This is a genomic window from Levilactobacillus namurensis DSM 19117, assembly GCF_001434785.1.
Taxonomy (GTDB): Bacteria; Bacillota; Bacilli; order Lactobacillales; family Lactobacillaceae; genus Levilactobacillus; species Levilactobacillus namurensis.
Genome location: NZ_AZDT01000028.1, coordinates 1 through 15,765, shown reverse-complemented (window position 1 = coordinate 15,765; position 15,765 = coordinate 1). Strand labels below are relative to the sequence as shown.

At 53.4% G+C, this 15,765-nt stretch carries 12 protein-coding genes; 11 read left to right on the top strand and 1 reads right to left on the bottom strand.

Annotated features, from left to right (window positions below):
• Positions 1-288: 288 nt before the first annotated feature.
• Positions 289-1,254, bottom strand: coding sequence for an L-lactate dehydrogenase (locus FD30_RS05380; RefSeq protein ID WP_056944183.1), 966 nt, complete (start codon positions 1,252-1,254; stop codon positions 289-291).
• A 300-nt stretch (positions 1,255-1,554) separates the two neighbouring features.
• Between FD30_RS05380 and pth the strand changes: the two genes are divergently transcribed.
• The 11 genes from pth to dusB all read left to right on the top strand — a co-directional run bounded on the left by pth (position 1,555) and on the right by dusB (position 15,345).
• Complete coding sequence (gene pth, locus FD30_RS05375; RefSeq protein ID WP_024747906.1) at positions 1,555-2,112, top strand: aminoacyl-tRNA hydrolase; 558 nt, start codon at positions 1,555-1,557, stop codon at positions 2,110-2,112.
• An 87-nt stretch (positions 2,113-2,199) separates the two neighbouring features.
• Entirely contained in the window at positions 2,200-5,748 is a 3,549-nt protein-coding gene (gene mfd, locus FD30_RS05370; RefSeq protein ID WP_056944182.1) for a transcription-repair coupling factor, read from the top strand.
• A 115-nt stretch (positions 5,749-5,863) separates the two neighbouring features.
• Positions 5,864-7,444: a polysaccharide biosynthesis protein gene (locus tag FD30_RS05365; RefSeq protein ID WP_056944181.1), complete on the top strand. Its 1,581-nt coding sequence runs from the start codon at positions 5,864-5,866 to the stop codon at positions 7,442-7,444.
• A 1-nt stretch (position 7,445) separates the two neighbouring features.
• Positions 7,446-7,727 carry an RNA-binding S4 domain-containing protein gene (locus FD30_RS05360; RefSeq protein WP_024747903.1) on the top strand — a complete coding sequence of 94 codons (282 nt, stop codon included), beginning with the start codon at positions 7,446-7,448 and terminating at the stop codon, positions 7,725-7,727.
• 103 nt (positions 7,728-7,830) lie between these two features.
• Positions 7,831-8,244, top strand: coding sequence for an FtsB family cell division protein (locus FD30_RS05355; RefSeq protein ID WP_024747902.1), 414 nt, complete (start codon positions 7,831-7,833; stop codon positions 8,242-8,244).
• Between the two features lie 212 nt (positions 8,245-8,456).
• The gene (locus FD30_RS05350) at positions 8,457-9,011 is read left to right on the top strand and encodes a S1 domain-containing RNA-binding protein (RefSeq protein ID WP_024747901.1); all 555 of its coding nucleotides are present in this window, start codon (positions 8,457-8,459) and stop codon (positions 9,009-9,011) included.
• 79 nt (positions 9,012-9,090) lie between these two features.
• Entirely contained in the window at positions 9,091-10,488 is a 1,398-nt protein-coding gene (tilS, locus tag FD30_RS05345; protein ID WP_056944180.1) for a tRNA lysidine(34) synthetase TilS, read from the top strand.
• Positions 10,472-11,014: a hypoxanthine phosphoribosyltransferase gene (hpt, locus tag FD30_RS05340; protein WP_024747899.1), complete on the top strand. Its 543-nt coding sequence runs from the start codon at positions 10,472-10,474 to the stop codon at positions 11,012-11,014. Before tilS ends, hpt begins: the two co-directional genes overlap by 17 nt.
• Positions 11,015-11,127: 113 nt before the next feature.
• The gene (ftsH, locus tag FD30_RS05335) at positions 11,128-13,272 is read left to right on the top strand and encodes an ATP-dependent zinc metalloprotease FtsH (protein WP_056944179.1); all 2,145 of its coding nucleotides are present in this window, start codon (positions 11,128-11,130) and stop codon (positions 13,270-13,272) included.
• Positions 13,273-13,421: 149 nt separating this feature from the next.
• Positions 13,422-14,309 carry an Hsp33 family molecular chaperone HslO gene (gene hslO / locus FD30_RS05330; protein WP_056944178.1) on the top strand — a complete coding sequence of 296 codons (888 nt, stop codon included), beginning with the start codon at positions 13,422-13,424 and terminating at the stop codon, positions 14,307-14,309.
• Positions 14,310-14,313: 4 nt separating this feature from the next.
• Positions 14,314-15,345, top strand: coding sequence for a tRNA dihydrouridine synthase DusB (gene dusB, locus FD30_RS05325; protein WP_056944177.1), 1,032 nt, complete (start codon positions 14,314-14,316; stop codon positions 15,343-15,345).
• Positions 15,346-15,765 lie beyond the last annotated feature (420 nt).

The following is a 15,765-nucleotide window of genomic DNA, read 5'->3' as shown; positions in this document are numbered from 1 at the left end:
TACCCCCGATGGTGCTCGAGGGGGGATTAGTCAACTCGTAAAATTAACGGCGAGTTAATAAATTCCACTTATTAATGATAACAGTCGGCTTGGTAAAAACAAGGGGTGTTTGCCGAATTTGCGATGCTAAAAACCGGGGCGTCACCTAAAAGGGAGAACGGCGCTGGCTGTCTTTAGTCGCCCGTTTCAGCGCCGGATCATTAGCGGCAAAGACAGAAAACTTGACCCCGGATATCATAAAAAAGGCCGGGCAACTAGCCCGGTCTTTTGGTGAAATCAAATTGAAATTTAGTTGTCCAAGGCAGCCAAGCCGTCTTGCGTAACCTTCTTTAAGGTTTCCGCAGACTTAGCCATGGCGTCTTGTTCTCTATCGGACAGTGGCACTTCAATCACACCAGCTAACCCGTTGGCGTTAATGATGGCTGGCGTCCCGATAAAGATGTCGTTCAGGCCGTATTCACCGTTCAGGGTAGCGCCGACTGGTAAGACGGCATTTTCGTCGCGTAAGATGGCCTTAGTGATGCGCATCAGGCAGGTCGCGATACCATAGTAGGTTGCGCCCTTACGGTTGATGATTTCGTAAGCTTTCTTCCGCGTCTGATCTTCGATTTCCAACAGGTCGTCTTCAGATAAGCCGTTTTCTTTAGCGATTGCCGTTAAAGGCTTGCTTCCGATGGTGGCAGCGGTGAAGGCTGCGAATTCGGAGTCCCCGTGTTCACCCATGATGTAGGCATCCACGTTCCGTGGGTCGACGTTGAACTTCTTAGCTAACGCAACGCGTAACCGTGAGGTGTCCAGGGAAGTTCCGGAACCAATCACCTTTTCCTTAGGGAAGCCCGAGAACTTCCAGGTTGCGTAAGTCAAGATATCCACTGGGTTGGCTGCGATGACGAAGATGCCATCGAAACCAGAATCAACGATTGGCTTGATGATCATGGAGAAGATCTTCAAGTTCTTGTTGACCAGGTCCAGCCGGGTTTCGCCAGGCTTTTGTGCGGCACCGGCCGTGATAACCACGACATCGGCGTCCTTGCAGTCGGCGTAATCAGCAGAGTAGATGTTCTTAGGTGCCGTGAAGACTTGGGCATCTTCCAGGTCCAGTGCGTCCCCTTCGGTCCGTTCCTTAACAACATCAATAATTCCGAATTCTTCAGCTAACCCTTGGTTGACCATTGAGTAGGCAAATGCGGACCCAACGGCACCGTCACCAACCAGAATAACTTTTTGATGATTCTTAGTAGTCAAATTCTTCATCTCCTAAATTAGTGTATGGACATCTAGGCATACGTTGAATACCTATGCGTTAGTATACCATGTAAGCGTCTTAGTCGTCATAAACAAAACTTATATCTCGGAGAAAAATTGTTTATCAATATCGCCAACTGAGCAGGGGGGCCAATCATGACGTGTGCGGGGGACTATGCTATACTATTCGCAGTTGACTCAGTCATAGAATGTCGGCTCTGGTAGCCAGCTGAACGGGAAGTTTATCCGTCCAGCTATTTTGTCGCTCTGTCAAAAATAACCTGCTTTAAGGGAGCCTATTAAAAAATTATGAAGATGATTGTTGGTTTAGGAAATATCGGTCCGCAGTATAACGGGACGCGGCACAACACGGGATTCATGGTCGTGGATGCCTTCGCACAAGCCCACCAGTTGACCCTGGATACGCGGAAGTTCGACGCTCGGTTCGGAACGGGAATGGTCAATGGCGAAAAAGTCTTAGTGGTTAAACCCACGACCTTCATGAACGAGTCCGGACGGGCCGTCCACCCCTTAATGGACTATTTCAAGATTGATTTGGACGACGTGATTGTGGTCCACGACGATATGGACTTGCCACTAGGCCGGATTCGGTTACGGGACCACGGTTCTGCGGGGGGCCATAACGGCATCAAGAGCATCATTGCCCACGTAGGTAGCCAAGATTTCGCCCGGATTCGGGTCGGAATTGCCCACCCGCAACAGCACACGGTGGTCGATTACGTCTTAGGCCGGTTCACGGCCGAGCAACAACCATTGTTCAATCAAGCCAGTGACCACGCGGTAGCGGCGTTGGATGACTGGGTCGCCGGAACAGAATTCCCGCAACTTATGAATCGGTATAATTAAGCCGACAAGTCGGCGAAGGGTGGCCTTAGGCGGTTGCCATCTGCCGTGGATACCAGCTCAGCATTCTTAAGAATAGGAAGTTATCGTTTGAATTTAGAAGGATTTTTAACCCAAACACCGCAATATACAACGATTCGTCAGTCGACGGCTCCGGGGCAACGACAATTGGTCACCGGGCTTAACGGTTCGGCCGAAACACTCTTGATTGCGAGTCTCTTGCACGACCGGCAACACTCGTTGATCTACGTGACGGACACCCTCTACCACGCAGGTCAACTGGTCGATGACTTGGCGAACCTTTTAACTGAAGACGAACTCTTTGAATTTCCGGTCGAGGAGCTGCTGGCTGCGGAAGTGGCGACCAGTTCTCCCGAATACCGGGCGGATCGCATCAACGCGCTCCGGGCGCTCCAAAGCGACCGGCCCGTGGTGGTGGTGACCGCACTATCGGGCTTACGGCGGTTCTTACCCGCCCCCGATAACTTCGCCCAAGCCCGCTTTACCGTGAAAGTGGGCGGCGATTACGACCTCGAGGATCTGCAGAAACGCCTGTTTGCGATGGGGTACACCCACCAGAAGCTGGTTGCAGGCCCCGGGGATTTTGCCGTTCGCGGGTCCATTGTGGACATCTATCCGCTCGCGGCAGATTATCCCGTGCGCTTGGACTTCTTCGATACCGAAGTGGATTCCCTGCGGTACTTTGACCCGGCGACCCAGCGGAGTATTGAAAACATTGAGTCGGTCGAAGTCTTGCCCGCCACGGACTTCATCCTGAACGCTGATGAACGGCAGGCGGGGGCGGATGCGTTGACTGCCGAACTAAAGACGCAGACGGCGACGTTGGCCCCTAAGGACGCCGGGACGTTGACCGAACAGATTCAACCTTTGATTGATGGGTTGCGCAAAGGGTCGGTCGATCCGCAGTTGATGGAGTTTGCAGACTACCTCTTCCCGGACCATCACCAGATTCTCGATTACCTGCCCCAAGACGGCATCGCGATGTTTGGCGACTACGCGCGGTTGCAAGATGGCGAACGGCAGCTGCTAGAAGACGAAGCGAACTGGGCCACGGATAAATTGGCCCACCACCAGATCTTCGCCCACCAGACGTTCGGTGGTGAATTGCGCCCCATCGTTAGAGACGACCCCCACGCGCAGATCATGCTCTCTTTGTTCCAGAAGGGGATGGGCAGTTTGCGGTTCGTGGCGGTGACCAACGTCACGACGCGGGCGATGCAGCAGTTCTTCAGCCAGTTGCCAGTGATGAAGACGGAAATTGACCGCTGGCATAAGCAAAAGCAGACCGTGGTCTTGCTGGTTCAAGACGAAGAGCGGCTGGAAAAGACGGAAAAAACGCTCGACGACTTTGAAATCCAGGCCGTCTTGACTAAGCGGGAGAACCTCCAACCGGGAGTGACCCAGTTGGTTCCCGAACGGTTGCAGACTGGTTTTGAATTACCAGAAGCGAACCTGGTGGTCATCACAGAAGCCGAGATGTTCCAGAAGGTGACCAAGAAACGCCCACGGCGGCAAAGTATGGCCAACGCCGAGCGGTTGAAGAGTTACACGGACCTCAAGCCCGGAGATTACGTGGTCCACGTGAACCACGGGATTGGGAAGTTCATCGGGATGCAGACGCTGACGGTCGATGGGGTCCACCAAGACTACATGACCATCGACTACCAGGACAACGCGCAGTTATTTATCCCGGTCACCCAATTGAACCTGATTCAAAAGTACGTCTCCTCGGAAGATAAGAAGCCGCGGATCAACAAACTGGGGGGCTCCGAGTGGGCCAAAACCAAGAAGAAGGTCGCGGCCAAGATTGAAGACATCGCCGACGAGCTGGTCGACCTGTATGCGAAGCGGGCGGCGGAGAAGGGGTACGCCTTTCCCGTTGACGATAGTCTCCAGACTGACTTTGACAACAGTTTCCCCTATCCCGAGACGCCGGATCAGTTGCGGTCAATCAACGAAGTTAAGCACGATATGGAAAAGCCCCGGCCGATGGACCGCTTGTTAGTTGGTGACGTGGGGTATGGTAAGACCGAAGTCGCGTTGCGGGCGGCGTTTAAGGCCGTTGAAGCGGGTAAGCAAGTCGCCTTTCTGGTCCCCACCACGATCCTAGCGCAACAACACTACGACACCATGGTCAACCGTTTCGAGGGCTATCCGGTCAACATCGAGATGTTCTCTCGCTTCCGGACCACCAAGCAGATCCACCAGTCCATCAAGGACCTGGAGAGCGGTCAGCTGGATATCGTGGTCGGGACGCACCGCCTGTTGTCGAAGGACGTTAAGTTCAAGAACTTAGGCCTGGTCCTGGTCGACGAAGAGCAACGGTTCGGCGTTAAGCATAAGGAACGCCTGAAACAATTGAAGGCCAACGTGGATGTGTTGACGTTGACCGCGACGCCGATTCCGCGGACCCTGCATATGTCCATGCTGGGTGTGCGGGACTTGTCGGTCATCGAGACGCCGCCAGCTAACCGTTTCCCGATTCAGACCTACGTGATGGAACAAAACGCCGGGGCGATTCAAGACGGTATCCGGCGCGAGATGCAACGGGGTGGCCAGGTCTTCTACCTGCATAACCGGGTCGACGACATCGAGAAGACCGTGAGTCAGTTGCAGGCGCTGGTCCCCGAAGCGCAGATTGGCTATATTCATGGTCAGATGACGGAAACGCAGCTCGAAGGGGTCCTGTTCGACTTCTTGCGGGGTGAGTACGACGTGCTGGTGACCACGACGATCATTGAAACGGGAATCGATATTCCGAACGCCAACACCCTGTTTGTTGAAAACGCCGACCGAATGGGTCTTTCGCAGCTCTACCAGTTGCGGGGACGCATCGGGCGAAGTAACCGGGTGGCTTACGCTTACTTTACCTATCAGCCCAATAAGGTGTTGACGGAAGTTAGCGAGAAGCGGTTGGAAGCCATCAAGGACTTTACGGAACTCGGATCAGGCTTCAAGATTGCCATGCGAGACTTGTCCATTCGGGGCGCGGGGAACCTGCTAGGGAAGCAACAGCATGGGTTCATTAACTCCGTGGGGTATGACCTCTATACCCAGATGCTCAGCGATGCGGTGGCCAAGAAGCGGGGCAAGCAGGTCCAACCCAAGACCGATACCACGGTCGAGTTGGGCGTGGAAGCCTACCTTCCTAGTGATTACATTGAAGATGAGCAACAGAAGATCGAGATGTACAAGCGTATTCGTCAGCTGGAAAGTGATGACGAGGTCTCCGAGATTCAAGCGGACCTGATCGACCGGTTCGGGGAATACCCGAAGCCAGTGGGCCAACTCTTGACCATCGGCCAGTTGAAGCTGGCGGCAGACCTGGCCCTAGTCGATAAGATTCGGCGGGTCAACGGGGACGTCTTCGTGACGGTCTCCAAGAAGGGGACCGACATCCTGGGTGGCGAAGACGTCTTTAAAGCCTTGGCGGCCACGAAGCTTAAAGCGACCGTGACGGTCAACGGGGATCGGTTGCACATTAAGCTGGTCATTCAACCGAATATGCAGGTGGATGATTGGTTGCCCCAGGTTTACCACTTCATGACGGCCTTGCGCGATATCGTGGTGCAGACCACGGCCCCGCAAGCAGACCAGGCCACGGATCAGGCGGATTAACGTCAGGGAGACTAGGCAAGAGTTTCTTAAGAATCATAGAAAATAAAAGCTGGGGCCCCGTCCTGTGCTAAGCTAAGGACTTATTGGCTTAATCAGACTTGAAGGAGGGGGAACCATGGAACACCACAACGCGAAGACCACGTTACGGGGAGCGTTGATCCTATCGCTCGCGGCGTTTATCGCTAAACTGTTGAGCGCCGTCTACCGGGTCCCGTTCCAGAACCTGGTGGGTAATACCGGTTTCTACGTGTACCAGCAAGTCTATCCGCTTTACGGAATCGGGATGACCTTCGCGTTAAGCGGGTTACCGGTGTTCATCTCTAAATTGGTGGCGGACGCGCCGGACCTACCCACCCAGCAACAAGTTGCCCGGCAAGTCTATCGGTGGACCTGGGGGCTGGCCGGTAGTCTATTTGTAGGCTTGACGGTCGGCGCCCCCTGGATTGCCCGGGGGATGGGGGATGGCCAGTTGACGCCACTGATTCGAACGGTGGCCTGGATGTTCCTGTTGATGCCGGACCTGTCCGTAACACGCGGTTACCACCAGGGACGCTTTGAAATGTTGCCGACCGCCCGGTCACAGGTGGTTGAGCAGATTGTCCGGGTCGCCGTGATTCTACTGGTGGCCAGCTGGGCCACGGTTCAGCAGTGGTCGGTCTACCGGATGGGAGCTTGGGCCATGAGCAGTGGGACCTTAGCGGCGGTCGCAGCCTGGTTAGTCTTACCGCGTTGGCGTCGACCGCGGGAACCCCGGGTGGCTCGGGTCCCGCACATCGGTCGGCGACTGTTGGTTGAAGGCGGGACGTTGTGTCTCTTAACGGCGATGATGGTCCTGTTACAACTCATCGACTCCTTTACCGTGAAGAACGGGTTGGTCGCTGGGGGGCTGAGCGACCTGGCGGCGAAGGACCTCAAGGGGGTCTACGACCGTGGTCAGCCGTTGGTTCAGTTGGGCCTGGTGGTGGCGGTGGCCTTTGCGACCTCGTTGCTGCCGGCATTAACGGCCGCACAGCAGCGGGGACGACAGCGTGAGTTCAAACGCCTGACCACCACCATGATGCGGATTGCTCTGGTGATTGCGGCAGCCGCGACGGCGGGACTGATGACCTTGATGCCCTGGATCGACCGGTTATTGTTTGGAAATCAGCAGGGAACGGCGATGTTGGCCGTGTACATGCTGAGCATCATACTGGCCACGCTGATTCAGACCTATAATAGTGTCCTGCAAAGCCAAGACCAGTACCGCTTGACGGTGGTGGCCTTGGTCAGTGGACTAGTCGTCAAAGGGTTAGTTAACCATTGGGCAGTCATGCACTGGGGGGGCCTGGGCGCGAGCTGGGTTACGGTCGGTAGCCTGCTGGTCATGGCCGGGGTAATCTGGTACGGGTCACCGGTGATGTTACGTTCAGGTATCTGGACCTTCCCGTTTCTAGGCAAGCTACTGGGCTGTGTTGCCCTAATGGTGGGCGGCTTACAACTCCTGTTGCACGGGCTTGCGGCCTGGTGGCCCGGCTTGATGGTGGGACGGGGCGCTGCCGGTGGGATATTGATGCTGACGATTCCGGCGGGCGTGATCCTGTTCCTGGCAACGGCTTTGGGGAGTCGACTATTGACGGTTCGCGAATGGCTAACGTTGCCGCACGCGGATCAACTCTTACGTTTTTGGCAAAAATTACGGTTACACGGAGGCAAATAAGATGCGTTTAGATAAATTTTTAAAGGTTTCACGGATCATCAAGCGGCGGTCGGTCGCTAAGGAAATCGCGGATAAGGGTCGAATCCTGATCAACGATAAGGTGGCTAAGTCGTCCAGCAACGTCGCCACGAACGACGAGTTAGTGATTAAGTTTGGGAATAAAACGTTAACCGTCAAAGTTAACGAGTTATTGGAGACCACCAAGAAGGAAGACGCCGAACGGATGTACACCATCGTGAAAGAGGAATACGCCCAAGACTTTCGGCAGTCCGCAAACGAATAATTGTAACGAATGGTTTACATTCTGCTGAACGCGCTAGACGGGCCAACGGGAACTTGCTATACTCAAGTTAATAAATCTGGTCAACTCTAGTGGGGTGGAGAACATGGCAACGAAACAACCGCATACGGCAAAAGTTGAACGCTTAGAAAACGATTACACGCGATTGCTGGACCGGCAGCATGCCGCGGCCAAGCACCGGCGTAACTGGATGAGTCGGCGACGGGCCAAACGGGCGTTGCGGATCATCGCGTGCTTTGCCTTCTTCATCTTAATTCTGGGGGTCCAGCTGGTACGAACTAACGCGAGTCGCCATAAGGTCGATCAGCAGGTCGTGACCAGTCAGCGGCAGTTGGCCAAGGCCAAGCACACCAATGCCGATTTGAAGGCCCAGGTGAAGCAGCTGAATGACCAAGATTATTTGGGCCAGTTGATTCGGTCGAAGTACTATTATTCGAAGTCTAATGAAACCATCTATAGTTTACCGGGAGATCACGCAAATGATGTCACGGCGAAGTAGACGTTAGCTCGCGATTCCCTAGGGAGTCGCGGGCTTTTTTTATGGGCGGCGAGGGGTTAGAATTGACCCAGAACGTTCCCGGACGTCCCCAGACTGATCCGGTCGCGGCAGGGGGGCGAATTTGGGACAAGTCTTTTCAAGTTTTGGCGTGTGGCATTGGGAGAAATTGTGTTATACTGAAAGCACTTATTTTAAGGAGGAACTTCTTGTTTATGGCAATCGAGGTTGGAGCTAAAGTTTCCGGAAAGGTCTCTGGAATTACGAACTTTGGCGCATTTGTTGATTTAGGTGACCACAAGACCGGGTTGGTCCACATTAGTGAAATCTCTGACGGGTACGTGAAGGACATTCACGACGTGTTATCTGTTGGGGACGAGGTAACGGTCAAGGTATTGACCGTTGGAAATGACGGTAAGATTGGGTTGTCGATTCGAAAGGCGACGGATCATCCGGCTTCTGAGCACAGTCATCGGCCCCACACCGGCGATCGACGTGAACACGGCGACCACCGGGGCGGCAATGACCACCGGGGAAACTTCCATAATAATGGCGGGGACCACGGGCATGGCGGCCGGCGTTTTGAGAATAACGGTCCGCGGTCACACCATTCTTCAGCGAACGGACGTTTCGCAAGTCATCACTCGAACCACAAGGAGAACTTTGACGACATGATGTCCGGCTTCTTGAAGCAAAGCGAAGAGCGTCTTACGACGATCAAGCGGAATACGGAAGGCAAGCGTGGCGGCCGTGGCGGTCGGCGGAGCTAGTCTCCTGTACGGATACTGAAATCAGAAAGGGACCGCACGAGTTGCGGCCCTTTTTATTTACCTAAAGGGGGGATGGCCGGTGTCTCTAGAAACGGCATTTCGACAGAATTGGCACGCCCAGGGGTGGGACCACCACCCCCAACCGGGATTGGTCGCGGTCTCAACCGGGGTGGATTCAATGGTGCTCTTGGCTCTGTTGCGAACCCTACCGGCCGCTGAACGGGGGCCGTTAACGGTGGTCCACGTGAATCACGAATTACGGGACCAGAGTCGAGCGGAAGAGACGTTTCTTCGGCAGTGGTGTGCGGATCGGGGCTTACCGGTGCTAGTCCGTCATTGGCCCGTGGCTCAACATCCAGAAACGGGGATCGAAGCGGCTGCCCGGGCTTTTCGCTACCGGTTCTTTGCGACCGCCCTGACTACGCAAGCGGCCACCTGGGTCGCAACGGCCCACCAAGCCGATGAGCAGGCTGAGACCATTCTCCTCAAGCTTCTACGGGGCGGCAACCTTACCCAGCTGACGGGGATGGCGGCGAGTCGGCCGTTGGGTACCGGGGAGGTCCGGCACCCGTTACTGCCCTTCACCAAGGCGCAGCTTCGCCAATACGCGCAGCAGCACCAGGTGCCGTGGTACGAAGATGCGACCAATCAGGACCTGACGGCGAGTCGGAACCGCATCCGGCATCGGGTATTGCCGGTACTGACGGTAGAGAATCCCCAGGTGGTCGCCCACTTACAGGACTACGGCGCTCAGCTAGCCGCGGTCTTGGCCGTGGCGGACCGCTCTTTGGATCAGACGTTGGCGACCATTATCACGAATCGTCACCCGGTCACAGGACAGGTCGCGCCACTCTTAGAGCGACCGTTAGCTGAACAACGGCTGTTGTTGGGCCGCTTGATCAAGCAGACGGCCCCTCAATTATCGACGGCCCCCAGTCATTTAGACCAAGCCCTTAAACTCCTGCGGCACGTCCAGCGTCCTACGGGGCAAATCGTTTTTAGTAACGGATGGATTCTAGAAAAGCGTTACCGGATGTTTCTGTTCTGGCAACCGCAAAAATTCGTGAAAAATCCACCGGAACAAATTAGTTTTATGGTAGTATTGAACCAATGGCAGACGGTCGGTAACGGCTATCTGCTTGGCGTCTTTCAGTCAGCCCCCGATCATGATTCACCTCACCGAACCCTTAGCTTGAGCGCAAGTCAATTGCCCTTGATGGTTCGGTCGTGGCGAACAACGGACCGGTTGCGGTTGGCGGACGGACATCATCAATCGGTACGGCGAGCGCTGATTAACGCAAAAGTGCCTCAGACGCAACGGGCGCGAGTCCCAGTCCTGGTAACCGCTCAGGGCGAGGTCCTGGCGGCACTGGGTGTGAAGTGGGCGGTCTGGCCGCACCGGCAACGGGCAACAACTTATCATATTGGATACCAACCGGAATCGGTGAAAGGGGAAAAAGATGAACAACGATATTGAAAAGGTCCTATACAGCGAAGAAGACATCGCCGCGGTCTGCAAACGACTGGGGTCACAACTGACGGAGGATTATCGTGATAAGACGCCATTGATCATTTGTGTCCTGAAGGGGGCCATCTTGTTCATGACCGACGTGATCCGGGACATGGATATCTATGCCGAAATCGACTTTATTGATATCTCCAGTTATCATGGGGGCACTTCCTCTTCCGGAACGATTACCTTGCTGAAGGATCTGGATACGGATGTTGCGGGGCGTGATGTTTTGTTAGTTGAAGACATTATCGATACCGGGCGGACGCTGAAGTACCTTGAGGACCTGTTACGCGACCGGAAAGCGAAGTCCATTAAGGTCTGCACGTTGATGGACAAGCCTAGTGGCCGCGTGGTTGAAGCCAAGGCGGATTACGTTGGGTTTAACGTTCCTAGCGAATTCGTAGTGGGCTATGGTCTGGACTATGAAGAGAAATATCGGAACCTGCCTTACGTCGGGGTTTTGAAGCCGGAAGTCTATTCGGATAAATAATTAGTCAACGATAGTCAATTGTGATAACATCTAATTTAGTTAAAGGGCATAAGCTCTAATTTTCGTTCCTATCTGTGTGTCAGGTTGGGAACTGTGAGGTAAGGAGGCACGACATGAATAATCGACGAAACGGACTATTCCGCAATAGCCTGTTTTACATTGTGATCTTCTTGTTGATCATCGGTGTGGTTTACCTGTTCAACGGGAACAACACCAGCTCACAATCCCAAGAAATCCAATCGAGTCAGTTCGTCAAAGATCTGAATGCGAATAAGATTAAGAACTTCTCCATTCAACCTTCGGGGGGCGTTTACAAGATTACCGGTGAGTACCGGAACGCGCAAAAGCGGACCACGAACACCGGGTTCAGTCTAGGTGGTAGTCAAAGTACCGCTGTGACTGGCTTTACAACGCAAGTCTTGACTAATAACTCGACGGTTTCTGAGATTGACAAGACCGCTAAGCAGCACAATGTCAAAATGAACACTAAAGCGGAAGAGTCAAGCGGGTTCTGGATTAACCTCTTGGTTTACGTCGCACCACTCGTGATTTTCTTCTTCTTCTTCTACATGATGATGGGTCAAGCCGGCCAAGGCGGCGGCAATGGCCGAGTCATGAACTTTGGGAAGAGCAAAGCCAAGCCAGCGGACAGCAAAGAGAACAAAGTACGGTTCTCAGACGTTGCTGGTGAGGAAGAGGAAAAGCAGGAACTGGTCGAAGTGGTCGAGTTCTTGAAGAATCCACGTAAATTTGTATCATTAGGTGCCCGGATCCCGTCTGGGGTCTTACTAGAGGGTCCTCCTGGTACTGGTAAAACGTTGTTAGCGAAGGCGGTTGCCGGTGAAGCTGGCGTTCCTTTCTTCTCGATCTCTGGTTCAGACTTCGTGGAAATGTTCGTTGGTGTCGGGGCCAGCCGTGTCCGGGATCTGTTTGAGCAGGCCAAGAAGGCCGCACCATCTATCATCTTTATTGATGAAATTGATGCGGTTGGTCGTCAACGGGGTGCCGGCATGGGCGGTGGCCACGATGAACGGGAACAAACCTTGAACCAATTGCTGGTTGAAATGGACGGGTTCACGGGAAGTGAAGGGGTCATTGTGATGGCCGCGACGAACCGTTCCGATGTCTTGGACCCAGCGCTGTTACGGCCAGGACGGTTTGACCGGAAGATCTTAGTGGGTCGTCCAGATGTTAAGGGTCGTGAAGCAATCTTGAAGGTTCACGCCAAGAACAAGCCGTTGGCTAACGATGTTGATCTGAAGGAAATTGCCAAGCAGACTCCCGGTTTTGTCGGGGCTGACTTGGAAAACCTGTTGAACGAAGCGGCCTTATTGGCAGCCCGGCGGAATAAGACGCAAGTCGATGCTTCCGACTTAGACGAAGCGGAAGACCGGGTCATTGCGGGGCCAGCCAAGAAGGACCGGGTCGTGAGTCCGGAAGAACGCAAGACGGTGGCGTACCACGAAGCTGGACACACCATTGTGGGGTTAGTTCTGAACGACGCACGGGTAGTTCACAAGGTAACCATCGTCCCTCGTGGTCGTGCCGGCGGATACGCCATCATGTTGCCACGGGAAGACCAGATGCTGATGTCCAAGAAGGATGCCATGGAACAGATTGCCGGGTTAATGGGTGGTCGGACGGCCGAAGAATTGATTTTCCATTCTGAATCGTCCGGAGCTTCCAATGACTTTGAGCAGGCTACGCAGATTGCGCGGGCCATGGTTACCCAGTACGGGATGAGCGATGCAGTCGGAACGGTGGCACTGGAGAGTTCTGGTGGCCAACCATTCGCTGGTGCTGGCTACTACAACCAACCTGCCTACTCTGAACACACGTCCAACTTAATCGACAGTGAAGTTCGACGCATCATTAACGAAGCGCACGATACGGCACGGAAGATTTTGGAAGAGCATAAGGCGGAACACAAGATTATTGCGGAAGCCCTGCTGAAGTACGAAACGTTGGATGAAAAGCAGATTCTCAGTTTGTTTAATACGGGGAAGATGCCAGAAACTAACGATAACAATGAATTTCCAAGTGAAAAAGCTGCGACGTTTGAAGAGTCTAAGCGTGAATTGGAACGCCGTGAAGCGGCTCGCCATGCTTCTACGGAAGCTAAGCTGGCCTCAACGTCGGCCGATTCAAGTGCGACAAACAGTGAGACTGATGAAACCAGTGTATCTGATCAGAGTGCTGATCACGATGCTGAGAATTCACAGTCTACGACTGAGCCACACGACCATTCTGAAGAATAAGCAGCAACACCAAGGGACTGGAAGTTATCTTCCGGTCCCTTTGTTGTTTGCAATTTGAAAGGTTTCTGGTAAGGTTAGGCATGGTAGAAACGGAACGCGTAAGGCGCTCAGGGAATTTAACGGAATGAATTGAAGGGAAGTTAGGTAAGATGGCAGATTATTTAGTTAAGAGTTTGATTGATCATGGGATGTTTCGGGCCTACGTGGTCGATGCCACGGATACGGTGGCGGAAGCCCAACGCCGGCACGACACCTGGAGTACGGCCACAGCAGCTTTGGGGCGGACCTTAATTGGGACCCTCCTGTTGTCGACCTCGTTACTTAAGGGGAAGGAAAAGCTGACAGTTAAGGTCAATGGGCACGGACCGGTCGGCGCCATTGTGGCGGATGGTAACGCTGACGGGACCGTTAAGGGGTATCTCCAATACCCGCACACCAGTTTGCCTTTGAATACCAAGCACAAGCTGGATGTGAAGAAGGCCGTTGGGACGGCTGGGATGCTGACGGTGACTAAGGACCAAGGACTTGGTCAGCCCTACACGGGACAAGTTCCGTTAGTTTCCGGTGAATTAGGAGAGGACTTTACCTATTATCTGGCAAAGTCCGAACAGATTCCGAGTGCGGTCGGGGTCTCCGTTTTCGTAGAACCCGATAATACGGTCAAGGTTGCGGGGGGCTTCATGATTCAAGTCATGCCGGGAGCTTCAGACGAAGCCATCTCTCGCTTGGAACAACGGTTGAAGTCGATGCCGATGGTTTCAGAACTCCTATTGGCTGGGCAGACGCCGGAAGATATTCTTAAGCTGTTGTTTACGGATGAAGACGTTCAGATTTTGCAAAAGATGCCGGTGGCGTTCAAGTGTGACTGCTCGAAGGACCGATTTGCTAAGGCCTTGGCCTCAGTCTCTAAGGATGCCATTAAGGAAATGATCGAACAGGATCACGGGGCCGAAGCGGTGTGCCACTTCTGTGGGGAGAAGTATCAATTCTCAGAAGACGACCTGCGGCAGATCATGACCCAGGCTCAGGAGAAGTAGTCCGATGACCCAAGAACACTTGAATACTCCCTGGAAGATTGGTCAAGTCACGATTCCCAACCGAGTCGTGGTCGCCCCCATGGCTGGGGTAACGAACGTTGCCTTTCGTGTCATCTGTAAGGAGTTTGGTGCGGGACTGGTTGAGTGTGAGATGATCTCTGGCCAGGGAATTCACTACCATAACCAACGGACGTTAGCCATGATGGCGGTTGATCCACGGGAACACCCGATGAGTATCCAGATCTTCGGCGGGACCCAGGAGACGTTGGTCCAAGCGGCCCAGTTCGTGGACCAACAGACGCCAGCGGACATTATCGATATTAATATGGGATGTCCCGTGAATAAGGTCGTCAACACGGAAGCTGGTGCCAAGTGGCTTTTAGATCCGGATAAGGTCCACGATATGGTGGCTGCCGTGGTGGCCGCTGTGCATAAGCCGGTAACGGTTAAGATGCGAACTGGCTGGGACGACCGGCATTTGTACGCCGTGGAGAACGCCTTAGCGGCTGAAGCGGGTGGTGCGAGTGCGGTGGCCATGCACGGACGGACCCGAAAACAGATGTATCAGGGGAAGGCTGACTGGGATCTTTTATCGCAGGTGGCAGCTCACTTGACGATCCCCTTTATGGGTAATGGGGATGTGCGAACGCCGGAAGACGCTAAACGGATGTTAACGGAAGTCGGTGCCGATGGGGTGATGATTGGTCGTGCCGTCATGGGGAATCCATGGCTGCTTAAGCGGATCAATCAGTATTTGGCAACGGGGGACCTGTTGCCGGAAGCAACGCCTGAGCAGAAGATTGGTTGGGCGAAGACGCACCTGCACGAATTATGTATGGCTAAGGGGCCGCAGGAAGGGCCGATGGATTTCCGGAATCAGGTTGCTTATTACCTCAAAGGTATCCCTCACGCGGCCCGAACCAAGGTCGCATTAACGGATGCTACGGATGAAGCGACGATGCAGACGCTACTCGATGATTTTTTGGCTAAATTGTCGGCTCGTGCGCAACGGGCCCCGGTTCGGCGGTATCGGTAGTTTAAATAGGAATAGGATAAGAAGGACCCAAGCTAAGGCTGGCGGTCCTTTTTTGATAAATTAGTGGTTTAATTGAAAAAAGGCTTGACCCGGTGGGGAATGATTGATAAGATATTATTTGTTGTCGTGAGGACAGCCAATTGCATAAATAACAAGTTTCTGAATGTTCATACAGATTTGAAATTTGTGCTTGACGCTGTAAACGTCAACTGATACAATGATTTATGTTGTCGAGGTAACCTTGATAGCAAACTTAATAAATCTAATTTTGAATAAACATTCAAAATTAAATTTAAAAAGTTGTTGACAGGTTTTAACCGACATGATATACTTTAAAAGTTGTCACGGAGCAATTGCTTCTGATAACTTGGTAGACCTTTGAAAACTGAACATTGTTTCGACAAACCAAATATGTGTAGG